The 22,196-nt window shown below is 47.2% G+C and carries 21 protein-coding genes; 11 read left to right on the forward strand and 10 right to left on the reverse strand.

Annotated elements, in window-relative coordinates; all coding sequences use genetic code 11:
* The first annotated feature begins 83 nt into the window (after positions 1 to 83).
* Positions 84 to 4,100: a hybrid sensor histidine kinase/response regulator gene (locus OU814_RS27840; RefSeq protein ID WP_268242844.1), complete on the forward strand. Its 4,017-nt coding sequence runs from the start codon at positions 84 to 86 to the stop codon at positions 4,098 to 4,100.
* A gap of 97 nt (positions 4,101 to 4,197) precedes the next feature.
* Here OU814_RS27840 and purT read toward each other — a convergent pair whose 3' ends face one another.
* Positions 4,198 to 5,430, reverse strand: coding sequence for a formate-dependent phosphoribosylglycinamide formyltransferase (gene purT, locus OU814_RS27845; RefSeq protein WP_268242845.1), 1,233 nt, complete (start codon positions 5,428 to 5,430; stop codon positions 4,198 to 4,200).
* Between the two features lie 181 nt (positions 5,431 to 5,611).
* Between purT and arr the strand changes: the two genes are divergently transcribed.
* A complete protein-coding gene (gene arr, locus OU814_RS27850; RefSeq protein ID WP_268242846.1) occupies positions 5,612 to 6,028 on the forward strand; it encodes an NAD(+)--rifampin ADP-ribosyltransferase in 417 nt (138 codons plus the stop codon).
* A gap of 30 nt (positions 6,029 to 6,058) precedes the next feature.
* On the opposite strand, the gene OU814_RS27855 is transcribed toward arr, so the two are convergent.
* A complete protein-coding gene (locus OU814_RS27855; RefSeq protein WP_268242847.1) occupies positions 6,059 to 6,889 on the reverse strand; it encodes an arylamine N-acetyltransferase family protein in 831 nt (276 codons plus the stop codon).
* A 149-nt stretch (positions 6,890 to 7,038) separates the two neighbouring features.
* Complete coding sequence (locus OU814_RS27860; protein WP_017288471.1) at positions 7,039 to 7,500, reverse strand: cupin domain-containing protein; 462 nt, start codon at positions 7,498 to 7,500, stop codon at positions 7,039 to 7,041.
* 244 nt (positions 7,501 to 7,744) lie between these two features.
* Here OU814_RS27860 and OU814_RS27865 point away from each other — a divergent pair, with 244 nt between their 5' ends.
* Positions 7,745 to 8,371, forward strand: a complete 627-nt coding sequence (locus OU814_RS27865; protein ID WP_026148670.1) for a hypothetical protein — start codon at positions 7,745 to 7,747, stop codon at positions 8,369 to 8,371.
* Positions 8,372 to 8,488: 117 nt separating this feature from the next.
* On the opposite strand, the gene OU814_RS27870 is transcribed toward OU814_RS27865, so the two are convergent.
* The 5 genes from OU814_RS27870 to OU814_RS27890 form a co-directional block, all read right to left on the reverse strand.
* Positions 8,489 to 9,313, reverse strand: coding sequence for an ABC transporter permease (locus OU814_RS27870; protein ID WP_268242848.1), 825 nt, complete (start codon positions 9,311 to 9,313; stop codon positions 8,489 to 8,491).
* Between the two features lie 2 nt (positions 9,314 to 9,315).
* On the reverse strand, positions 9,316 to 10,269 hold the full coding sequence (locus tag OU814_RS27875; protein WP_017288474.1) for an ABC transporter permease: 954 nt from the start codon (positions 10,267 to 10,269) through the stop codon (positions 9,316 to 9,318).
* Between the two features lie 16 nt (positions 10,270 to 10,285).
* Positions 10,286 to 11,989, reverse strand: a complete 1,704-nt coding sequence (locus OU814_RS27880; protein ID WP_268242849.1) for an iron uptake porin — start codon at positions 11,987 to 11,989, stop codon at positions 10,286 to 10,288.
* Between the two features lie 81 nt (positions 11,990 to 12,070).
* Positions 12,071 to 13,363, reverse strand: a complete 1,293-nt coding sequence (locus OU814_RS27885) for an ABC transporter substrate-binding protein (protein WP_017288476.1) — start codon at positions 13,361 to 13,363, stop codon at positions 12,071 to 12,073.
* A gap of 72 nt (positions 13,364 to 13,435) precedes the next feature.
* Positions 13,436 to 14,626: an ABC transporter ATP-binding protein gene (locus tag OU814_RS27890; RefSeq protein ID WP_017288477.1), complete on the reverse strand. Its 1,191-nt coding sequence runs from the start codon at positions 14,624 to 14,626 to the stop codon at positions 13,436 to 13,438.
* A 517-nt stretch (positions 14,627 to 15,143) separates the two neighbouring features.
* Here OU814_RS27890 and OU814_RS27895 point away from each other — a divergent pair.
* Complete coding sequence (locus OU814_RS27895; protein WP_190647850.1) at positions 15,144 to 15,860, forward strand: GntR family transcriptional regulator; 717 nt, start codon at positions 15,144 to 15,146, stop codon at positions 15,858 to 15,860.
* A 1-nt stretch (position 15,861) separates the two neighbouring features.
* Here OU814_RS27895 and OU814_RS27900 read toward each other — a convergent pair whose 3' ends face one another.
* Positions 15,862 to 16,137: an IS1/IS1595 family N-terminal zinc-binding domain-containing protein gene (locus tag OU814_RS27900; RefSeq protein ID WP_036044628.1), complete on the reverse strand. Its 276-nt coding sequence runs from the start codon at positions 16,135 to 16,137 to the stop codon at positions 15,862 to 15,864.
* Positions 16,138 to 16,265: 128 nt separating this feature from the next.
* On the opposite strand from OU814_RS27900, the gene OU814_RS27905 reads away from it, so the two are divergent.
* Positions 16,266 to 17,006 carry an aspartate/glutamate racemase family protein gene (locus tag OU814_RS27905; RefSeq protein WP_268242850.1) on the forward strand — a complete coding sequence of 247 codons (741 nt, stop codon included), beginning with the start codon at positions 16,266 to 16,268 and terminating at the stop codon, positions 17,004 to 17,006.
* Positions 17,007 to 17,126: 120 nt separating this feature from the next.
* Here the strand turns inward: OU814_RS27905 and OU814_RS27910 are convergent, their stop codons facing one another.
* Positions 17,127 to 17,486: an ArsR/SmtB family transcription factor gene (locus tag OU814_RS27910; protein ID WP_268242851.1), complete on the reverse strand. Its 360-nt coding sequence runs from the start codon at positions 17,484 to 17,486 to the stop codon at positions 17,127 to 17,129.
* A gap of 502 nt (positions 17,487 to 17,988) precedes the next feature.
* Between OU814_RS27910 and OU814_RS27915 the strand changes: the two genes are divergently transcribed.
* The 6 genes from OU814_RS27915 (at position 17,989) to OU814_RS27940 (ending at position 22,067) form a co-directional block, all read left to right on the forward strand.
* Entirely contained in the window at positions 17,989 to 18,333 is a 345-nt protein-coding gene (locus OU814_RS27915) for a rhodanese-like domain-containing protein (protein ID WP_268242852.1), read from the forward strand.
* Positions 18,330 to 19,178 (forward strand): sulfite exporter TauE/SafE family protein, encoded by an 849-nt coding sequence (locus tag OU814_RS27920; protein WP_268242853.1) that lies wholly within the window; start codon positions 18,330 to 18,332, stop codon positions 19,176 to 19,178. The genes OU814_RS27915 and OU814_RS27920 overlap by 4 nt, the downstream gene beginning before the upstream one ends.
* Before the next feature lie 62 nt (positions 19,179 to 19,240).
* On the forward strand, positions 19,241 to 19,936 hold the full coding sequence (locus OU814_RS27925; protein WP_268242854.1) for an MBL fold metallo-hydrolase: 696 nt from the start codon (positions 19,241 to 19,243) through the stop codon (positions 19,934 to 19,936).
* An 8-nt stretch (positions 19,937 to 19,944) separates the two neighbouring features.
* The gene (locus OU814_RS27930; protein WP_268242855.1) at positions 19,945 to 20,517 is read left to right on the forward strand and encodes a rhodanese-like domain-containing protein; all 573 of its coding nucleotides are present in this window, start codon (positions 19,945 to 19,947) and stop codon (positions 20,515 to 20,517) included.
* Between the two features lie 376 nt (positions 20,518 to 20,893).
* Positions 20,894 to 21,613, forward strand: coding sequence for a DUF305 domain-containing protein (locus tag OU814_RS27935; RefSeq protein ID WP_268242856.1), 720 nt, complete (start codon positions 20,894 to 20,896; stop codon positions 21,611 to 21,613).
* A 70-nt stretch (positions 21,614 to 21,683) separates the two neighbouring features.
* Positions 21,684 to 22,067 carry a DUF302 domain-containing protein gene (locus tag OU814_RS27940; protein ID WP_017288489.1) on the forward strand — a complete coding sequence of 128 codons (384 nt, stop codon included), beginning with the start codon at positions 21,684 to 21,686 and terminating at the stop codon, positions 22,065 to 22,067.
* The last annotated feature ends 129 nt before the right edge of the window (positions 22,068 to 22,196 follow it).

The following is a 22,196-nucleotide window of genomic DNA, read 5'->3' on the forward strand; positions in this document are numbered from 1 at the left end:
TCCGAATTGCAAAATCCTCCTTTAGTCAGGTTTATCTCTATCTATGAGTGTCATATTCTTCCTCCTAAAGGAGGAGAAAGACGATGGCAACTCGGGCAGCGCTTTTAAAGTTGCGTAGAGCAATAAACTTAACCACACTACGGCAGTTTTTCCAAAGCGGTTTAGAGCAAGAAACAACTCGAGTCAGGCACTACGGTCTTGCGCTGCTGGTCATTGCAGTTGCTTTAGGCATGACCTTGTCCTTCGCCTCCCTATTGCAAAACACACCGACTGCACTATTTTACCTGGCAGTCATGATCAGTTCCTGGTTTGGAGGCTTTGGACCTGGCTTGTTTGCAACGCTATTGTCCACGATTTTTCTCAACTATTTTTTTCTAGAACCCTACCATTCGTTCAGTGCTATCGATCTTAAAACGGTGGTTCAGTCTGGCGTATTTGCAATCGCGTCAATTTTGATCAGTTACTTGAATGAATCTCGCCTGAATGCAAACCGTCGAGCTAAGGCTAACTTCAAAGCTTGGCGCAATAGTGAATCTCAATGGACTCACATTACGAAGTCGAATATTATCGGCATCTTTTCAGCCAATTTTCAGGGTTCGATGACCGATGCCAACGATGCCTTTTTGAAAATGATCGGCTATACCCGAGAAGATCTCCTCGCTGGAAGAATCCGGTGGGATACGATGACCCCGCCAGAATATCAGCAGGTGAGTCAGCGATCGCAGCATGAACTTCGCACGGTTGGGTTTTGTAAACCGTTTGAAAAAGAATACATTCGCAAAGATGGGTCGCGGGTGCCGATTTTGCTCGGCTCGGTGCTGCGTGACGATCGAACTGTCATCGGCTTTGTGCTGGATCGCAGCGAAGCAAAACGCAACGAAGCAGAACGCCAGCAGGCAGAAGCCGCATTGCGCCAAAGTGAGGAAAGGCTACGCTTGGCGATGGAAGGCGCACAAATGGGCACCTGGGATGTGGATCTGATCACCGGAAAAGCCCTATGGTCAGACCGACATTTCCTGATGCTGGGGTATGAACCAACCCCGACAGGCGAAGCGTCCGAAAAGATGTGGTATGACCGAATTCATCCAGACGATCGCGAACTGGTGGCGTTGGAATGGCAACAGTCTCGCCAAGAGCATCGAAACTACTGCGCCGAGTGTCGCATGATCCGAGCAGATACTCAGCAGATTGCTTGGGTATCTGGACTCGGTAGTTTTGTTTACAACTCAGATGGAACAGCAATTCGATCGATTGGAGTCTTGTTTGATATCACCGAACGCAAGCGGGATGAGGAGGCTTTACGACGGAGTGAAGAACGGTTCCGCATCAGTCAAGAACTCTCGCTAGATGCCTTTACGCTGCTCGATAGTGTACGGGATGAAACCGGGAGGATCATCGATTTTATTTGGACTTACGCCAACCCCAAAGCTGCCGAAATTCTCCAGCACCCTGTCGAAGACTTGATTGGTCAACGACTCCTAGAAGTGCTTCCCGGCAATCAAATCAACAGCGAATTGTTTGAACGTTATGTGCGTGTGGTGGAAACAGGCGAACCCCATGATATCGAACTGTCTTATGTAGCTGACGGTATCACCGGATGGTTTCGCAATATGACGGTGAAATTAAGAGATGGGGTTGCCATTTCGTTTGGTGATATTACCCAACGCAAGCAAGCAGAAATTGACCTGCGGGAGAGTGAGGAGCGCTTACGCTTGGCGTTAACTGCTGCCAATCAGGGATTGTATGATCTGAACGTGCAAACCGGTGAAGCGATCGTCAATGCAGAATATGCGCGGATGCTCGGATATGAGCTAGATGAATTTCAAGAAACCAATGCCAAATGGCGCGATCGCTTACATCCCGATGATCTCGCTGTCACCGCTCAGGCTTATGAAGATTACATTGCGAACAAGCGGAATCTCTATCGGGTGGAGTTCAGACAACGCACGAAATCGGGCGATTGGAAATGGATTTTATCGATCGGTAAGATCGTCGCGTGGGACGATCAGGGGCAGCCGTTGCGGATGCTAGGAATCCATACCGACATGACCGATGCCAAAGAGCGTGAAGCGGAACGCAGTCGGGTGGAAGTCACATTGCGCGAACGAAAACAACGGCTTGACTTGGCAACCAAGGCAGCAAACTTAGGGGTGTTTGAATGGAACATCCAAACTGATCAAGCCGTTTGGGAAAACTCCCGAATGTACGAGATTTTCGGGCGAACTTTAGCCGATGGCGCACTCAGCAAAACGGAGTTAATCAACACTGCCGTTCATCCCGATGATCGAGAGTCGCTTGAATTGAAGTTAACGGAAAGCATGGTGCAGGGCAGTGCCTATCAGGCAGTTTACCGCATCTGTCGGCACGATAATGGTCAGTGGCGTTGGATCGAGGCTAATGGGCAAGTCGAGTTTGCAGCCGATGGTATGCCCCTTCGTTTGGTTGGGATATTGAATGATATTACCGATCGTAAGCACGCAGAACAAGATTTACAGACTGCGGAGGAGCGGTTGCGCCTCGCGCTCAATGCTGCACGAATGGTGGTTTGGGATTGGGATTTGCTTGCAAATCGAGTAGTTTGTTCCGAGAATTCTGAGGAAGTTTGGGGCACACAAATTGGCACTGTGGATGATTTCCTTACTGCAGTCCATCCCGACGATCGTGCCCCTGTGGCACAAGCGATTGGAGACGCGCAGCAGGAAGGAATGTTCCAGTGTGAGTATCGAGTGATTGCCCCTGATCAAACGGTGCGCTGGTTGCACAGCCGAGGGCGCACCTATTTCAATGCGCAGGGACAAGCAGAACGAATGATTGGAGTGTCTCTGGATGTAAGTAAACGAGTGCAAATCGAAGCGGAGCGAGACTTACTGCTCCGGCAGGAACAAGCTGCCCGTGGAGAAGCTGAACGAGCCAACCGCATCAAAGATGAATTTTTAGCGGTTTTGTCTCACGAACTGCGATCGCCGCTTAATCCGATTCTCGGTTGGACAAAACTGCTGCAAAGCCAGAAATTTAGCCCAGAAAAAGCGGCTCAGGCACTCGCCACGATCGAACGTAATGCCAAGCTGCAAGCCCAACTCATTGAAGATTTGCTTGATGTCTCGCGAATTTTACAAGGCAAGATGTTGGTCAATGTTAGTTCTGTGAATTTGGCAACGACGATCAAGGCAGCGATCGAAACCGTTCGCCTCGCTGCAGAAGCGAAAAATATTCAAATTCACGCCACTCTCGATGACGATGGAAGTCATGAAAATATTGTTGCCGGAGATGCGGCTCGGCTTCAGCAAATCGTTTGGAATCTTTTGACCAATGCAGTCAAGTTTACGCCGCAGGATGGACGGATTGAAGTACGCCTCGATCGCCGCGATGGGTTTGCTCAAATTCAAGTGCAGGATACGGGCAAGGGTATCAGCCCCGATTTTCTCCCTTATGTGTTCGACTATTTTCGGCAGGAGGATGGAGCGACGACCCGAAAATTTGGCGGTCTGGGATTAGGACTCGCGCTTGTGCAACATTTAACCGAACAGCATGGCGGAACAGTCAGCGCAGAAAGTGCTGGAGACGGACAGGGAGCTACGTTCACGATTCGCTTGCCGTTGCAAACGCTGCCTTGCGAAACCGCCTCAGAGCCACCGCCCACGACCTCAACGGCTGACCTACGCGATTTGAAGATTCTGGTCGTCGATGACGAAGCGGATATGTGCAACTTGATGGAGACGATTTTGGAAGCCTATGGCATAGAGGTTAAAGTTGCTGCCTCCGGAATGGCAGCGTTAACGATTCTGGAACAATGGAAGCCAGATTTACTCATTAGTGATATTGGGATGCCGGAGATGGATGGCTATATGTTGATGCGCCAGATCCGACGCTTGGAGGCTGTGCAACGCGAATCTTTGTCAGCAGAACACCCTGGAAGCAATCGTGCGATCGCAAAACAAGCTAACCTGCCCGCGATCGCACTGACTGCTTATGCTGGAGAATTCAATCAACACCAGGCATTCAATGCCGGATTCCAACAACATCTTGCCAAACCGATAGAGCCAGAGCGATTAGTGAATGTGATCGCATCCCTGGTTAAAACTCGCCAGAATTGCTCCTGACCTAGTGGAAGCCAGCACTATCACATCAGAAATCTGACGACTCGCTGGCTGTGAAATTATCGAGTAGACCTTGAGGGTATCGAATTTCTGTCTGCGTTCATCTCGAACTCATTGATTCGCCATCATCGACCAAAACAGTAACAGCCGCCGCGCTTGATTTTGCTCGCTCTCTAGCTTGCTCCACCGTATTGCCGAGCGCCAAAGCAACTCCCATCCGACGATTCCGATAAGCCCGAGGCTTGCCAAACAGACGAACTTTACTCGTCGGGATCTGCAATGCTTCACTGATTCCCGTAAATCGAGGATTGTCGCCTGCCACATCGGCGAGAATCACAGCCGAGGCTCCGGGTTGGATGAGGGTAATTTCATCGATCGGAAGCCCCGTGATTGCCCGCACATGCAACTCAAATTCAGACATATTCTGACTAATCAATGTCACCATTCCAGTATCGTGAGGACGAGGACTCACTTCACTGAAGTAAACCGTTTGCTCGGTGTCGCTAGCTCCTTGGATAAACAGTTCAACGCCAAAGAGACCCCATCCTCCAAGCGCTGTCGTAATCTTTTCCGCAATCTCTTGGCACCGTTCTAGCGTCTGGGGATGCAGAGCGCAGGGTTGCCAGGATTCTCGATAATCGCCACTGACTTGAATATGTCCAATGGGTGGACAAAAGTGTGTCCCCGAAGCAGAGCGAACTGTTAGTAAAGTAATCTCAGTGTCAAAGGAGATAAATCCTTCAATAATCACGCGCCCGCCTTTGGTGCGTCCCCCGGCTTGGGCATATTCCCAGGCAGGGTTTACGTCTGCCTCAGTACGAACGGTACTCTGACCTTTTCCAGAGGAACTCATGACAGGTTTGACGACACAGGGGAATCCCACCTCTGCGATCGCTTGCTGATATTCCGCTTCTGTCTCAGCAAAACGGTAGGGTGAGGTTTTCAGTCCTAACTCTTCGGCAGCGAGCCGTCGAATTCCCTCTCGATTCATCGTCAGCTGAGTTGCCTTTGCGGTGGGAATGACTTTCCAGCCTTCCTGTTCCAGTTCAACCAGGGTAGCCGTCGCGATCGCTTCGACTTCCGGCACAATCAGTCCCGGTTTTTCCTGCTCCACAATTTGCCGCACTTGTGCTCCATCCAGCATATTGATCACATGCGATCGATGGGCGACCTGCATTGCAGGTGCATTCGCATAGCTATCAACTGCAATGATTTCCAAGCCCAGACGCATCGCTTCAATAGCAACTTCTTTGCCCAGTTCGCCAGAGCCAAGTAAGAGAAGCCGTTGAGCAGTGGAAGTCAGGGACGTACCCCAGAGTGTCAGATCAACCATGATGAAAAACGAAAGAAGGTTTAATTTCCTTTCATTATCTGATGTAGAGGAGGGAAGTTAACTTTCAGATCACTCGCATCAGAATGCTTAAGATCCCGGATGAGTTTTATAGAAGCAGCAAAAAATAGAGGGCAATTAAGATGTGAGATGGAACTCACCTATCCGTATGAGGAGCGAGCCGATGACAGCTACCGACGATATGATTCCGCAGCAGTTCTATCATGGCACACGAGCTAACCTGAAGCCGGGAGACCTAATCGAACCGGGCTACAACTCAAACTACGGTCAGAGGAAGAAGGCGAGCTACGTTTACTTGACTGCCACTCTAGATGCAGCCATTTGGGGAGCAGAACTGGCAGTTGGCGAAGCGCCCGGTAGAATTTACATCGTGGAACCAACTGGCTCAATTATGGATGATCCCAATCTGACGGACAAGAAATACCCAGGGAATCCCACAAAGTCATACCGCTCACGGGAGCCACTGCGGGTGACGGGCGAGGTTACAGATTGGCAGGGGCGCTCTCCCGAAGCGCTCAAGACCATGAAAGACAATCTTGAGCGACTGAAGCAACTTGGGATTGAGGCGATCGACGACTGACACGGATGTACATCCGATGAATGATTTCACCTAACCGGATGTCATTAACTGCTGCAAGACGCGATCGAGATCCGAAGTCATCGGTAGCTGCAAGCGAAATAAATCTTCTAGCACATGATGAAACTCGGTCACATCTTTCAAGACCCGCCGCTCGGTTTGCCCGTTGAGATAATGAGTTGTGAGTTGATTGTTCAGCAAGCCATAGCGACAGTGAGTATCAGGGCGAGCTGCCATTAAACCTGTAACAAACCGCGAGTTTGGATGAGTGGAAACATACCAGTTGCTCACTTCGTAATCTGACAAGTATTGTTCTTGTAAATCAAATCGATACAATGGTTTCCACTCGCCATTCAACTTGGCTTGCAGGATGTAAGTCTGCTCAGTAGCAATGACCCGAAATGGCTCGTGTGGCGTTTTTTGCTCAATGTCTGGTGTGAGTGACAGTGGAGCAGTCTGAGTGATGCCACCAAACCCCACATCTGCTAGATAGGGCTTGCCGTCAATTTCGACGTGCAGCAGCATATGACTGCGGGGCATGATTGTGCCTTCTGGAAGATTCCATAGCACTCGTGCTGCTAAGTTCTTCACCTGAAAGCCCAGAGCAATCAGCACCGATCGCAGCAATAAGTTCTGCTCAAAACAATAGCCACCCCGTCGATCGTGAATCAGCTTTTTCTCTAAGGATTTGAGATCTAAAAGAACAGGTTGCTTGAGCAAGGGAGTCAGGTTCTCAAATGCGATCGTTGTTGCATGATGCAAGTGAATCGCCTGCAATGTCTCAAGCGTGGGAGATGCGCTGCCTCCATAACCGATTCGCTGGAAATAGGCATCTAGATTAATGGTTTCTGACAAAGATTCCACTTTCGTATCCTACAACTGACACCAGTTCTATCATGTCATAGCTCTAGCAAATGGGAGTGATTCCTGAAACAACAGTTAGACCCTGACTCACGCAGACATTACTAACATAGCCGTAGTTATGCTGTACCTTTTGTTGTTGACGCTCATCGCTATTCAGACTGCAGAACCGGATATTGATCAAATCGCTGCATCAATTCTAGAAGTTCTTCTTGGCTGGGTTGTCGTCCATCTTTGGTTAATTCTGCCAAACCCTCAAAATATTGTTCACGAGAATCAGCAGGACAAAACAAGATTAATAGCGTTGCCTGAGTCTGCCCCACGTTAGCGAATCCATGCGGTGTATTTTCAGGGACGAGGATAAAAGCTTTGGGTTCAGCAATGATATGACGTTCACCTACAAGCAGTTCGACTTCACCTTCCACAACGTAAAACATCTCAGTCAGTTCTTTGTGAATATGCGGACTGGCTCCATTCGCTCCCGCTTCCATCACAAACTCGAACAGTCCAAAATGCCCATGCGTTTCTTGCCCAGTCGCTTTAAATGTACAGGTGCTAGTGCGAATTTGGACAGAGCGCCCTTCTCCAGGTTGCAGAATTAATGGAAGTGACATCAGTTTCTCCGAGAACTAGGGTTGGAAGATAACCACGATCGCGATGCAAGCGAAGTCGTCTCCTTTATTGTTTCTCGCTTGGGGTGTTTTAGGGTCAACAGACGATGCAACACTGACTCAACGATTGCGGTACTTTTGACTTTGTGATTTCATTTAGCCGACTCTAATTTTGATTTTATCGAAGCTTTTGGAATCCTGTGCTTTCACATTGAAGTTTTAATTCCTCTATTTGATGCAAGAAGCTATGACACGCTGTTACCCGTTTCAAAAATGGATACTAAGCTCAGTTGTATTGAGTTTAATCGCCGGAACAACAATCGCTTGCGAAACAAAATCACCCACAATTGAAAACTCTCCTGAAAACTCTCCGACACCTGCTGCACAGGTTGCTTCAGCAGGTGTTTATCGCAACGATCGGTTAGGATTCGAGTTTCGCTATCCTGAAAAGAATTTTGTTGTTGACCCACAAACCAAAGTTCCACCCACTGAAGAATTGACGATCGCGACAATTGAAATCTGGACTCAGCAACAGTATCAAAAACTCAAAGCGGGTGCTTATGAAGGTGGAACAGAATACCCTGCAAATGTCCAAGTCGCAGTTTATCAGAATCCAAAACAGCTAGACTTGCAAAATTGGGTAGCGCAAAACAATCGATTCTCAGCCCCGAAACAATTCAAACCGACGACGATCGCAGGACGATCAGGAATTGCTTTTCAGTCGAGTGGGCTGTATGAACATGAGCATATTGCCTTTCGATCGGCAGATCGTGAGATTACTCTGATCACATTGGCTAAAATAGGCGACAGCAATAATGATTCAGCTTACCAAACGGCATTTGATCAAATCATCCGCTCATTTAAGAAGATTTAGCATTTTGCTCTGGTAGGTTTACTTCTCAAGAAGAACTCAAATGAGTTCTTTAAAAGCAAAGTCCGCCTGACACGGACTCGCCTGCTATTGGGATTTGATTTGGAAGCACAGGTCGGTTTATTGCTTTGGCTTGGTTTGTCGATCGCTGAGCAATTGAATTGCAAAAATCGAGATCGCAATCAGCCCAAACGAGAACAATGTAGTGAGTGTTCCTAGCGCATAGAGTGCCGGGGAGGTCACATTTGTGGTCATCCCAAAGATTTCGAGCGGGAGCGTATTCGTTTCTCCAGAGATCAGCGAAGTTCGAGTAAATTCATCATAGGACAGAGTAAATCCAAGGAGTCCAACCCCGATCACGCTTGAAGCAATCAACGGGAAAACAACTTGCCAAAAAGTAGTCATCTCACTTGCACCCAGATCACGCGCCGCTTCTTCGTAAGCTGGGTTAAATCGCCCAAAGATTCCTAACATAATCAAGAAAGCAAACGGTAAACTCCAAGTGAGATGTCCCCCTAATGCAGAGGTGTACCAGTCGTTACTTAAATCTAGCAAGCTAAAGACAATGCCAATTCCGAGTGAGATGAGAATGCTCGGAACAATTAAGCTAGAGATTGCTAAATAAAACAGTGCCGTTGAGCCTTTGAAGCGATCGCGAAATGCCAGTCCCGACATCACACTAATCGTGACCGTGATGATTGAAACGAGCAAGCCCAAAAAGAGCGATCGCCAAAATGCGTCAACAAAGTTTCCGACTCGTTGTTGCTGAAACACTTGTCCTAACCAATAAAAGCTAAACCCTTTCATGGGGAAGGTGAGTGAGCCTTCAGGACCTTGAAGCGAGAGGATAAAGACGGCGAACATTGGACCATAAAGGAACAACACAAATAGTCCAAAAAATCCAGCCAGAAGATAGTATGAGAATGATTTTTTAGCAGTTTGCATCACTAAAGCTCCTTACGAATATCGACAACGCGCAGAATGGCAAAGACGAGCATCAGAGTCACGATTAGCAATACGACTGCATTCGCTGCTGCTAATGGATATTGCAAACTTCCAATCTGGTTTTTGATCAGATTCCCAACCGATGCAACCTGTCCACCTCCCATCAATCGCACGGTTGCAAATTCTCCCATCACCAAGGTGACGATGAAAATTGTCCCGATCGCAATTCCCGGCGCACTCAACGGCAAAATAATTTCTTTCTGAATTTGAAACGGCGACGCGCCTAAATCTTCTGCCGCAGCAACGAGCGATCGATCAATTCGCATCATGCTATTAAACACAGGCGCAACCATAAACAGAGCATAGAGATGTACCATTGCTAGTACGACTGAGAAGTCTGAGAACAGAAGCTTTTCAAGCGGTTGATCAATCACATGTAAGGCAAGAAGAGACTTGTTGACCAATCCTTCTCTTCCAAGGAAAGGAATCCACGAAATCATCCGAATAATGTTCGAGGTGAGAAACGGAACTGTACACACCAAAAACCAAATTGTTTGCCATTTGGTGCTTTTAATGTGAAATGACAGAAAATAAGCAACGGGATAGCAAATCAGCAGACAAATCGCCCAAACCAATGCCGCAAACTTAAATGTGTTCAGATAAGTTGCGATCGTCGTACTTGAGAAAATGCTGAGATAGTTACTTAACGTAAAAGCCGGAGTCATGGCATAGCCGTTGAACTCCCAAAAACTAACAATCACGATCGCCGCGATCGGCAACACCAGAAATGCCAGCAATACCAGCGTTTGAGGGGCTGCTAATAAATAAGGGCGAGTTGTATTCCAAGTTCGCATCAGTGAGCCTCTATGTAACAACAAGCTTAAATAAGCAATCAGAATATTTTTAAGAAATAGAGGCAATCCTAGCGATGATTGCAGTCTTGCCTCTAAAGTCATGGTGTGAGAGAAACGATTAGAAATTGAAGGTCGTCCGCAGAACTCCTAGATAAACAGTGTCGTTGGCGCTGTTGTGTTCTGGATTAGTAATCACAATCAGTCCTGGTGTGATGCCAATCTTGTCGTTCAGCATATATCGATAGAACGCTTCAATCTGAATTGAGGTATTCGGATCTCGGAAGCCTTGCACATCATTCGAGGTTGCTTTGGACGGCATCCCCACAATCAAGCCTCCTAAATTCCCCTTCTTACCCAAATCTGGGAATGCCAGTGCCACTGCCCACGCTTGAATGGTTGCATCGGCTCCATCTGTTACGCCACTTTTAGAGCTTGCATTTGCCCGATAGTACCAGCCATTGATGCTGAACGTTGGACTAAACCGATACTCTGCTTGAACCCCAAAACCATTCGTCACTACCGGAGTCGCCCCAAATGGGAAAGCAGCATTTTTACTGCCAAAGAATCCCCCTGGAGGTGCATTCCCTGTACCGTCGTCGTAAGCATTCAGATAAGTTAGCGCGATCGCAAATTTATCATTGGGTCGGAAGGTGACTTGACCCAGTGCGCCATAGGGTCCGTTGAACAATCCACCTCCGCTCGAAGGATTGTTTGCAGTCGGATTTCCTGCTAAGTAACCCCCTCCAACGTTGATCGTGTCTGTGATGTTGTAATTGAAGCCGACTCCCGTTACGCCACTGGGGAAGTAGATTGGACTCCGCAAGCTAAACCCAGTCAGAACCGTGTCATAGTCTCCATCGAGCGGGTGTAATGTCGGAACAAATAAATCTAAGAATCCAAATGCTTCAATGAATGCTGTTCCACGATCGCCCAAGGGAAACCGATACTCAAGCTGGTTAATCACAACCTGATTGCCTCGGGTTTCCTGAAACGATAGCTTTGCAGAATCGGTTCCGGTTGCAAGAGCAAGATTCGGTGTATTTCCGGCTTGTAGACGGGTGATGAGCTTATCTCGTCCGGTAAAGCTGGTCGTCAGCACCAGTCGAACGCGATTGGAAAAGATGATATTGTCATCGATCGGCACACGCGGTTGCGCGGGAACAACTCCGGGTGCGCCTGCTTGTCCAGGCGGATTCGGTGAAAGTCCTGCACTCGAACTCACCGCTTTATCTGATCCAAATGCACCAGCAACCCCAAAGACTACATTTCCAATCAATTTTGTCGTCGTTGAGAATTGCTGTTTCTCGAGCGTTGAGGTTCGCGCTTCCAGTGAATCTACGCGACCTCGGAGCGTTGCGAGTTCAGCCGCAAATTGTTCTTGCAGCTTTTGCAGTGTTGCAAGGTCTTCTTTCTTGACTAAGTCGGCAGTTGAAGCCGCAATCAGTTCATTGACGCGATCGAGACAAGCATTCAGACCTGCTGCAAATTCATAGCGCGTGAGTGCACGATTGCCGCGATAGGTACGGTCGGGATACCCTGCAATACAGCCATACCGCTCAACGAGGGATTGCAAGGCTTGAAACGCCCAATCCGTGGGTCTGACATCAGAAAGCTGTGAAACCGATGTGACTTGCCCGAAACTCTGATTCGTAGAGTCAGCTAAATCGCTGACTTTCGTAAGATCTTTGGTGAGATCTTTCGTAAGATTTTCGCTTTGGACAGCCTGAGAACCTTCTTGGGCTGTTGCAACTTGATTGAGTAACGCGATCGAGAAAAAGACAGCAAAACCCTGTCCCAGCCCATGTCTGAGAAAATTAAACATCAATAAAACTCCTCACAAAATAACAATGCTAAATCGCCAAGTGTAATCAAACGCTGATTAGACCTCACGAATTAGGACAACTTAAGCAGCGACAAACTCATTCCACTTCTGCACCAGATAAGTCTGCTCTTTCATGACTGAATTCCAGCAAACAATGTTGGAGAAGCGATCTTTGAATGAGCCACCGTCGCGAATTGCACCTTTTGAGTCGATCTTTTTGCCGAACGGATCAACAATGTCGATCGCAGCGGGTTTACCTTCATACCAATAGTCCCACTCCTCTGCTTTCATAAATTTCCGCGCAGTTTCAGGAGCAGCACTGTAGTAACCTTGACGACCCAAGAACGCACCCACCCAGCCATCGAGCATCCAGTTCAGGTACTCGTAAGCCGCATCGAGCGCGATGCCGGATAGATTGCGAGACAACCCGATTCCGCCACCCCAACCGCGATAGCCTTCTTTCAACGGCGCATAAGTACACTGAATCCCTTTCGCTTTCACGGCTGTAACCGCAGGCGACCACATCGATTGCAGGGCAACTTCTCCCGAAGACATCAAATTCACCGATTCATCGAATGTCTTCCAGAACGCGCGAAACTGTCCGTCTTTCTTCAGCTTCACGAGCATCTGGGCAACCTTATCGAGTTCCTCTTTGGTCATGTTGCCTTTATCGCCAAACTTCATCATGCCAGCAGCTTCGAGTACCATTGCTGCATCCATAATCCCGATCGAGGGAATGTCTAACAGCGCCGTTTTACCCTTAAACTTGCTATCGAGTAGTTCTGCCCAAGATTCGATCTTCTTGCCCGTGAGATCAGGACGATAGCCAAGCGTATCTGCATTGTATTGGAATGGAATCAGAGTTGCCCAATCTGTTGGAGTCGTTGAAAATTCCTTGGAGTCTTTGTCTTTGACATACATGACCTTAAATGGCGCAGTTCCTTGAGAGTCATTCACGCGTGAACTGCTATCGAACTTGCCCGTTGTGAAGTAAGGCACAATCTTATCCCAGTTTTTGATGCGCTTCACTTCGATTGGCTGTAAGTTTCCAGACGGAAACACCAAAGGGAGACTGAAATACTCACCGTCGAACATATCATACTGTTTCGGCTGAGTAATCGCGATTTGATTGTTTTCCTCAGTGCTGAGCGCACGTAATTGCAGCTTGAATCCTAACTCTTGTTCTGCTTTTTCCTTGATGTCGTTGATTTGTGCTGCGCCTGTTCCAATCATGCGCAGTGTTACATCTTTGATCGAATTGGTAATGACAGTAGGACCGCTACTTGCTGATTGCCTTTTACAGCTTGTGGCTGCAAGCAATGCACCTGCTGCTAGTCCTGAACGAATTACAGTTCGCCGACTCATCTTCGTCATAGTTGATAGCACTCAAATTGTAAAGGTTGAAAAAAGTAAGCTTAAGGTCGAAAAGCTAGGAGGCACACAGTGTTAATGAGCCAGAAACACACAGTTTTCGGCTGACCAACGGAGCGTGACTAGTTGCCCCTCTGCGTATGTCTCATTGTTCCAATCTTCAGTTCGGACTTTGTAAAGCAATTCCTGTCCCGTTGCTTCTGCCATCAATGAAATGCGCGTGACGTATCCGGTCATCTCGATTCCAGTGATTCGGGCTGAAACTCGGTTTGCGTAAGGAGTTGGAGCAGATGAGGTAGAGGATTCGATCGACATTAAATCCGGACGCACTGAGCAAGCTGCCATCTGTCCTGGTTGGACGCAATAGCCTTTTGCCATCAATGATCCCAGTCCTTCGATTTCCAGTTCCACGAGATCCGTACCGTCGGTGTCCGGAGCACATTGAATGACTTTGCCCGTAAAGATATTGTTGTCGCCCATGAACTTTGCGACAAACTGTGAGGCAGGAGTGCTAAAGATCTCTTGCGGTGCTGCAACTTGATCGAGTTTTCCGTGGTTCATTACGACCACGCTATCTGAAAGCGCAAATGCTTCTTCAACATGGTGCGTCACTTGAATAAAAGTGAGTCCGAACTGCTTTTGAATGTTACGCAACTCGGTTCGCATCTTCACGCGCAGGTTTTCATCGAGCGCGCTCAGCGGCTCATCTAACATCAAGACTTGGGGACGAGTTACTAAGGCTCGAGCCAGTGCAATTCGCTGTTGTTGACCGCCGCTGAGTTGAGTCGGTTTACGATCGCTAGTATGACTCAGCCCGACCATTTCTAAGATTTCTCCGACTCGCGCTCGTCGCTCTGCTTCCGGAACATTCTGCATTTTTAGCCCAAAGTCCACATTCTGCCAAATGGTCTTATGTGGAAACAGCGCATAGCTTTGGAACATCATTGACGTACTGCGTTTTGCCGCAGGAATGTCGTTGACTCGTCGATCGCCAATAAAAATCTCGCCGCTCGAAATCTCCTCGTGACCTGCAATCATGCGAAGTACCGTAGTTTTGCCGCAGCCACTTGGTCCGAGCAAACAGCAATACTTTCCAGCAGGAATGTCCAGCGTAATGTTTTCGACAGCAGTAACACTGCCATACTTTTTCGTGACGTTGCGAAGCCCGACACCTGCGGCAACACTCGCTAACGCTTGTTGAATACCATTTCCAGTCAGTTGAGTGGCGTTCTGTGCCCCGGAGACACGCCCAGAGTTCACGGTCATGATTTTCCCCTGTGTCGGTGGTTTGAATTGCGATATTTTCAGCGGGTTAGTTCGGCAAATTAGCTCAATCGTGAAAGCTCAGTCAGTTCTGCTCAGAATTGCAAGACATTGCATCGAATCTGTTCTACAACCTATGCAAACTGATAAGTTGCAAAAATTGTATACGATTCTTGTAACCAATTTGCTGATGCAAAAAAGTGTTGACGGATACGCTTGAATCGATTTTTTTGGCTTTTTCGCTACAATTTTCAATTAACTTTAGATTCTCCGATCTTGAACTGGGATAGGGATCAAGACCTTAATAAAGCGTCAAGAAAGCGCAGATTTTTCAAAAGTTGTATACACTTATTGAGGACTTATGCGGTTGGCGTGTTACAACTGGATGAAATAGTATTAAAAATCGCAATGGTGCAAAATACTCTTCTACGTCCGCAGAGCTTGTAGATTGGAGTTTAGAACGATTCACTTCTCGATTGAAGCATCCCACAATTGTACATTTCTGCTCTGAAAACTTCTTATGCGTACTGCTCCATTGCCCGCTGGCTCCAAACCCAAGCCGACCGAAGAACTAATCTACACTGAGCTTTTCGACTCGATTTTAGAGCGCCGCTTGCCACCGGATACCAAGCTGGGAGAAAACCTCTTGGCAGAGCATTACGGTGTGAGCCGCACCATTATTCGGCAAGTTTTGATGCGGTTGGCACATGATCAGTTAGTCAAGTTGGAGCCGCATCGTGGGGCATTTGTAGCGAGTTTGACACTTGATCAGGCAAAACAAATTTATGAAGCTTGGCGACTGACTGAAGCGGCGATCGTTCGTGATGTGACCCGCAACATTACCCGTAAACAGGTCGCTGCACTTCGATCGCTGGTGAAAGAAGAACGCATCGCATGTGAACAGAGAGATGTGCCGCGATTAAGTCGATTGTCTGCTCAGTTTCACATCCAACTTGCAGATCTTTGCCAAAACAAGTATCTCGCTCGCTTTCTCAAAGAACTGATCCCGCAAACTTCCCTGGCATTTTTTTACGAAGTCCAGGGTATGCCGATCTGCACCAAAGATGAGCACAGCGAGATTTTAGATCAGATTGCATCAGGGGATGAAGAAGCGGCTGTTCATGCTGCGATGCGTCATCTCGACGGAATTGAATCCGCACTGAATGCGCGGGCATCGCTGAATGGCAATGCGAGTCTCGTCGATCTTTTGAAATCACGATCGCCCTCTCTACGCTGAACTATTTGTTATTAGACGATGACATCACATCAGATTTTGACTGTTTGACCCAAGAATGAATCGTGGTGTGGCGAATGCCTGTCAATCGCTCGATTTCGCGCAGTTTTAAGCCGAGGTGGTACATTCTCAAGCAGATTTGTTTCACCTCGTCTGAGTAGCCACGCCGCGTGTGAACCGTAATGAATTGCCGATCGCAGTCCTTACATCGGTAGTTCTGTTTGCCCTGCCGATGCCCATTCTTTCGGATCATGCTAGACCCACAATACGGACAGTTCATAATTATTGTATACAAAAGCTGTATGAAATCTTGTATACAATAATTAGGTAAACAATTCAAGATTTTGTCGCTAAGATTTAGATACGGCAACAGCGAAAAAGCTGATGGAACTCAGAGCCGACAAATTTATGAAAATTAAAGTAATCAACCCGAACACCAGTGCGAGTATGACTGAGCAAATTGGTGCAACAGCGCGGAGCATTGCCAGTCGAGAAACAGAAATCATGGCGGTCAATCCAGACATGGGACCTGTTTCGATCGAAGGGTTTTACGATGAGGCTTTGAGTGTGATCGGTGTCTTAGATGAAATTCGCAAGGGTGAAGCCCAGGGGACAGATGGTTATGTGATTGCTTGTTTTGGTGATCCTGGATTGTATGCAGCGCGTGAACTGGCACGAGGTCCTGTGATTGGGATCGCAGAGGCTGCAATGCGTACCGCAGTCTTGCTCTCTTCAGAATTCTCGATTGTGACTACGTTGGCTCGGACTCGAATCATTGCTCAGCATTTAGTCGATCGATATGGAATGAATCAATTTTGTCGGAACATTCGATCGATCGATCTTCCGGTATTGAGCATTGAGACAGATACAAAAGCACAGACTGCAATTTTGGAAGAGTGTTATCGAGCCATTAAGGTGGATCAAGTCGGTGCGATCGTCTTAGGGTGTGGTGGAATGGCGCATCTTGCAGTTCAACTGACTCAGGAACTCAATGTTCCGGTTATCGATGGAGTGAGCGCTGCGGTGAAATTGGCTGAAGCAGTGATCTCGCTCAAACTCAAAACGAGCAAAGCTGGAAGCTACGCATTCCCGATCGCGAAACCTTATACAGGAATTTTTCAATCTTTTTCCTCGTCGGAAAATCCATAGGAGAACAGCTTAGAATCGTGAATCAGAATAGTTCACAGCCTTGCAGATGAAAGTTGCGCCTACACAAACGAAATCCGTCGATCAATATTTGACCAACCTGTACAAACAGTTTTTCAACGCTTATTTTTGGCGTAAGGGATTTAATTGCTTGAGTTGCTGAGATTGTTCTTTTAACCGAGTTGCTAAGCGATCGCACACCAACTCACATAGTTCAAAAATTAGCGGATCAGTGATTTCGTAGTAAACGCTCACACCTTGGGGCTGCCGAGAGACAAGACCTGCTTGCGCTAGAATCTTCAGATGTTTCGACACATTGGCTTGCCCTAATCCCGTTTCGTCAATAATCTCGCTTACATTCTTAGCTCCCGATCTCAGGCTACACAAAACTTGAAGCCGACTCGTCTCGGACAATACTTTAAAGTAATCTGCTACAGGAGCTAATGCTGTAGGAGAAGCTTGCAACTTCGATCGACTTGCCATATCAATTCTTAATCTATTACCGTATGACAATATTATAGGATAAAGAATCTCAAGTTTTGGAAAGTCAGCAGACCTTAAGTGAAATCGAACATTGCTAGGAATAGCTATCTTGTCAAACAGATGAGTGAAGCTCTCAAAATTAATCTGTTCAAAATTCATCTGTTCAAACAAGAGCGTCACAATTTTTTCGCTTAGATTGAGTGCACTCTCTTCGATCCAAGGGGACAACCTGTTTTCTGCTGAGAGGCAGAAGCAAAAGGGATTAAATGCCTAATTTCAGTGTGCTTTGATAAATCTTAAATTTCCGCCAATACATTCTTGCTTTTATACTACTAATTCGTTATATAATGAATTCACGAGATTTAATGACTTCTTCCTGAACAATCTCAGCGATCGAGAGTAAGCCTGCTCCTAGTTTGCGCTGCTTAGGTTCTGCTTGAGATAGATTTGCACTTGAAAAAAGCGTTCTTTGTAAACGAGACGCTCATTTGGAGAATTGACTATGAACCTTTTTGGCACTCATCCTTCTCAAACCCTTGATGCCCAAACCTTGAAACAACAGCTTGATCAAGACACCGTTATCCTCGTTGATGTTCGTGAACCCTTTGAATATCACAAAGAACATATTCCCGGTGCAATTCTTGTGCCCTTGTCCCGATTCAATGCTCAACTCATTCCTCAAACGGCTAAGCGGGTTGTGCTTTATTGTCGTTCGGGTCATCGCTCTGCGATCGCTGCTCGGAAGTTACTGAAGGCAGGTTTTTTGGATGTCATTCAACTCGAGCATGGAATCGGTGCTTGGAGACAATTCGGATATCCGCTCGAAGTTGGAAAGGGAGCATCATGATGATTTGGATCATTGGACATCTTCTCGCTGTTGGTATTGGACTCAGCTTGGGCTTGATTGGCGGGGGTGGCTCGGTGCTAGCGCTGCCTATTCTGGTCTATGTGATGGGTGTTGCGCCGAAATCCGCGATCGCGATGACGTTAGTGATTGTCGGGACAGTCAGCTTACTCGGTGTGATTCCGCATTGGAAAGCTGGAAACGTCAGCCTTAAGACCGCTTTGGTGTTTGGTGGAGCAACGATGATTGGGGCATTTGTGGGAGCGAAAATTGCCGCGCTGCCCTTTGTATCTGGAACCTTTCAAATGCTTTTGTTTGCGGTGATGATGGTGCTGGCAGCAGGATTTATGATTCAGAAGAGTGCTAAACGCACTCGAGCGAGCGAATTGGACTTCTATCCAAAGCCTGTCTGCAAGTACTGTTGGCTCTGGCTGTTGACCGAAGGAATTGGTGTTGGAGTCTTGACTGGACTGGTGGGAGTTGGAGGCGGATTTGCGATCGTGCCTGCGTTGGTGCTGCTTGGTCGCGTCCCGATGAAGCAAGCGATCGGCACATCACTGCTCGTGATTGTCTTAAACTCGGTCGCCGGATTTCTCGGCTATCTGGGGCAAGTGCCGTTGGACTGGGAATTGATGGGATCGTTTATTGTGGCAGCGAGCCTAGGTACAATTCCCGGCGCATACCTGGCTCGATTTGTGCCAGCGCGACGATTACAACAGACGTTTGGCTATTTTCTGTTAGCCGTCGCAGCCTTTGTTCTTGCGCAAAATCGTCATAGCTTCAAACTCTCTCAATCTCATAACAGCGTTCACGCACAAGTCGTTCAACAATCAAGTAGACAATTATGACTTTACTGTATTACTATATAGTAAGATAATGAATCAAAAGTCTTCGTTTGGAGTTTACTCTCATGCTATTCCGACAACTCTTTGATGCAGAAACGAGTACTTACACATATCTGATTGCTGATCCAACCACAAAAGAAACAGTTCTTGTCGATCCGGTTCTCGAACAAGTGGAACGCGATCGCCAGATCCTCAATGAATTAGGCTTGACGCTGAAATTCTGTCTCGAAACGCATATTCACGCGGATCACATCACAGGAACCGCAAAACTCCGAGAAGCAACAGGCTGTTGCGGAATTGTGCCTGAAAATGCCCATGCCGCTTGTGCCGATCGCAAAATTCGAGATCGCGAAGTTCTGGAAGTCGGCAGTGTCCGAATTGAAGCGATCGCAACCCCAGGACATACAGACAGCCATATGGCCTATCTAGTGAATGGGACTCATTTGCTCACTGGAGATGCGTTGTTTATTCGCGGTAGTGGACGGACTGATTTTCAAAGTGGCGACGCTGGAACCTTGTACGATTCCGTGACAGAACGCTTGTTCACTCTACCAGAAGCAACGCTTGTTTATCCTGGACATGACTATCGAGGACACACAGTTTCTACGATCGCTGAAGAGAAACAATGGAATCCCCGATTCAGCGGACGCAGCCGCAATGACTTTATTGAATTGATGAACAGCCTCAATTTGCCCAATCCGAAAAAGATTATGGAAGCCGTCCCTGCAAACGAACGCTGCGGCAACTTGATCACAGTTTAGTTTACACAATGATTCACAGAAGAGATACCATGACGATGATGCGATTGAAAGAATTAAAGACGATCGATGCTCAAACTTTGAAACAAGCCATCGACCAAGATACAGTCACGCTGATTGATGTGCGAGAACTCGGAGAGTACGCTGGAGAACATATTCCTGGCGCAACACTTGTTTCGCTTTCTCGCTTTGATCCAGCTAGCATTCCACAGCAGCAAGATAAAAACATTGTCTTGTATTGTCGATCGGGAAATCGATCCGCGATCGCTGCTCAAAAACTATTGGATGCAGGTTTCGAGGACGTCACTCATCTTGCTGATGGACTCGTTGCTTGGAAAGAGGCGGGCTATCCGACTCAAATCGATCGCGCAGCACCCATCAGTCTGATGCGCCAAGTACAGATTGTGGCTGGATCAGGTGTGGTACTTGGTACACTCTTAGGTGCATTTGTGTCTCCTTGGTTTTTGCTGTTGAGCGGCTTTTTTGGTGCAGGACTTGTATTTTCTGGAGTCACAGATACCTGCATGTTAGCGATGATCCTTGCCAAACTCCCGTATAACCAACGTTATCGCGCTAGATTGTAGTAAACAAAGTGAGCACTGCATCATCTCACAACCCTTGCTTGTGCGGATGATAGCAGGCTCATACAAGTTACTTCAAAGTCGTCTAAGTTTGAAGATTTACCGCTACAAAATTCAGCAAAGGGTAGCTACGTTCCAGGAATAATTGCTGCTGGCAATGATATTCAAGCACTTGTTCTGTAGAACTGTGGCTACTTTTTACTTCGATCGCTAGAATCGCGAGTAGAAGAAAAAGTGCAACTGTTAGTATCTCTTTCGATCATCTCCAGCAGCAATCAGATATATTGAAAGAACAGCATTGAGTGATTGTTTCGCTTCATTTTTCTCAATGACTGAAGAATAAGAATCGCTTCATTTTCTGAATTCAGGAGAAGAAACTATGATTCATCGCCAACCTATTCTCTACAGTCTTGCAGGTCTTCTCGCAGGTGGTGTGATCACCGCTTTGATTCTGCTGACGGCTAGACCCACAGCCCCCTCGAATTCCTCGAATTCTGATTCCGTATCCAATTCAACTACGGCTCCTGCAAATCCCGCTTCTGTTCCTGTTAGATCCCGGATAATGGGACAAACCGATCAACACTTCATTGTGATGATGATTCCGCATCATGAGGATGCTGTAGCGATGGCTGACTTAGCATCGAATCGCGCTCAGCATTCTGAACTGAAAGCTCTAGCACGATCGATTAAAACGACCCAAACCCGTGAAATTCAGGAGATGCAAACCTGGTACAAGCAGTGGTATGGCACAACGGTTCCGCAATGGCAACCAGGAATGGGAATCAAGAGTCCGAGCAACCAGTTGGCTCGATCAGCGGGTTCTCCTGGTTGGGGGATGGGAATGATGGGGCATAGAGGCATGATGGGAATGCGCACAGATTTGGTAGCGCTGCAAAATGCCAAAGACTTCGATCGTACCTTCATCGAAGAGATGATTCCACATCATCAAATGGCAGTCATGATGGCACAAATGGTACTGACGAACTCTCAGCATCCTGAAATTCAGCGTTTAGCGGAATCCATTGTTAAAACTCAAACTGCAGAGATTAACCAGATGCAGCAGTGGTATCAGACTTGGTATCCGTCCCAAACCCAATAGAACTTCTTGAGGACAGACACTCAAGATTCAGCCGATTTCACTCCAACCCTAAACCGGAGAAACACTTCAGATGAGTTATTACTTCAGCAAAATGCTCCATACCTCTTTTGATCAAGCCATTGAACAAGTGAATCAAAGTTTGAAGCAGCAAGGATTTGGCGTTCTCACGGAAATCGATGTGCAAAACACGCTGAAAAAGAAACTTGATGTCGAAATGCCAGCCTACAAAATCCTAGGAGCTTGTCATCCATCTTTTGCTTATCAAGCCCTGCAACTCGAAGATAAAGTTGGAACTATGCTGCCTTGTAATGTGGTTGTCCAACAAAAGTCAGAAGGGGTCGAAGTGGCAGCCGTTGATCCGATCGCATCAATGCAAGCGATCGAAAACTCAGATCTACAGGGAATTGCAGAGCAAGTCAGAGCCAAGCTGAAAACCGCAATCGAGACTTTATAAGCTAGGTTTTGTTCTTATGAATCATTCAACGGCTCCACACCCTGAATCGAAGTCTCCTCGGCTTAGTGAGTCAATTTGCCAAATCGTCGATCGATTCTAAGCTCGTGCTTTTGATTATCTTAGTTGCTT

The organism is Leptolyngbya sp. GGD, from assembly GCF_026735145.1.
Taxonomy (GTDB): domain Bacteria; phylum Cyanobacteriota; class Cyanobacteriia; order Leptolyngbyales; family Leptolyngbyaceae; genus Leptolyngbya; species Leptolyngbya boryana.

Bases quoted from the DNA above. Each gene is read 5' to 3' on its own strand.
- OU814_RS27870 (WP_268242848.1), bottom strand. From the start codon at position 9,313: ATGCAAACTGCTAAAAAATCATTCTCATACTATCTTCTGGCTGGATTT.
- OU814_RS27865 (WP_026148670.1), top strand. From the start codon at position 7,745: ATGACACGCTGTTACCCGTTTCAAAAATGGATACTAAGCTCAGTTGTA.
- OU814_RS27935 (WP_268242856.1), top strand. From the start codon at position 20,894: ATGATTCATCGCCAACCTATTCTCTACAGTCTTGCAGGTCTTCTCGCA.
- OU814_RS27930 (WP_268242855.1), top strand. From the start codon at position 19,945: ATGATTCACAGAAGAGATACCATGACGATGATGCGATTGAAAGAATTA.
- OU814_RS27905 (WP_268242850.1), top strand. From the start codon at position 16,266: ATGAAAATTAAAGTAATCAACCCGAACACCAGTGCGAGTATGACTGAG.
- OU814_RS27860 (WP_017288471.1), bottom strand. From the start codon at position 7,500: ATGTCACTTCCATTAATTCTGCAACCTGGAGAAGGGCGCTCTGTCCAA.
- OU814_RS27915 (WP_268242852.1), top strand. From the start codon at position 17,989: ATGAACCTTTTTGGCACTCATCCTTCTCAAACCCTTGATGCCCAAACC.
- OU814_RS27925 (WP_268242854.1), top strand. From the start codon at position 19,241: ATGCTATTCCGACAACTCTTTGATGCAGAAACGAGTACTTACACATAT.
- purT (WP_268242845.1), bottom strand. From the start codon at position 5,430: ATGGTTGATCTGACACTCTGGGGTACGTCCCTGACTTCCACTGCTCAA.
- arr (WP_268242846.1), top strand. From the start codon at position 5,612: ATGACAGCTACCGACGATATGATTCCGCAGCAGTTCTATCATGGCACA.
- OU814_RS27910 (WP_268242851.1), bottom strand. From the start codon at position 17,486: ATGGCAAGTCGATCGAAGTTGCAAGCTTCTCCTACAGCATTAGCTCCT.
- OU814_RS27900 (WP_036044628.1), bottom strand. From the start codon at position 16,137: ATGAACTGTCCGTATTGTGGGTCTAGCATGATCCGAAAGAATGGGCAT.
- OU814_RS27875 (WP_017288474.1), bottom strand. From the start codon at position 10,269: ATGACTTTAGAGGCAAGACTGCAATCATCGCTAGGATTGCCTCTATTT.
- OU814_RS27880 (WP_268242849.1), bottom strand. From the start codon at position 11,989: ATGTTTAATTTTCTCAGACATGGGCTGGGACAGGGTTTTGCTGTCTTT.
- OU814_RS27895 (WP_190647850.1), top strand. From the start codon at position 15,144: ATGCGTACTGCTCCATTGCCCGCTGGCTCCAAACCCAAGCCGACCGAA.
- OU814_RS27890 (WP_017288477.1), bottom strand. From the start codon at position 14,626: ATGACCGTGAACTCTGGGCGTGTCTCCGGGGCACAGAACGCCACTCAA.
- OU814_RS27885 (WP_017288476.1), bottom strand. From the start codon at position 13,363: ATGACGAAGATGAGTCGGCGAACTGTAATTCGTTCAGGACTAGCAGCA.
- OU814_RS27920 (WP_268242853.1), top strand. From the start codon at position 18,330: ATGATGATTTGGATCATTGGACATCTTCTCGCTGTTGGTATTGGACTC.
- OU814_RS27840 (WP_268242844.1), top strand. From the start codon at position 84: ATGGCAACTCGGGCAGCGCTTTTAAAGTTGCGTAGAGCAATAAACTTA.
- OU814_RS27940 (WP_017288489.1), top strand. From the start codon at position 21,684: ATGAGTTATTACTTCAGCAAAATGCTCCATACCTCTTTTGATCAAGCC.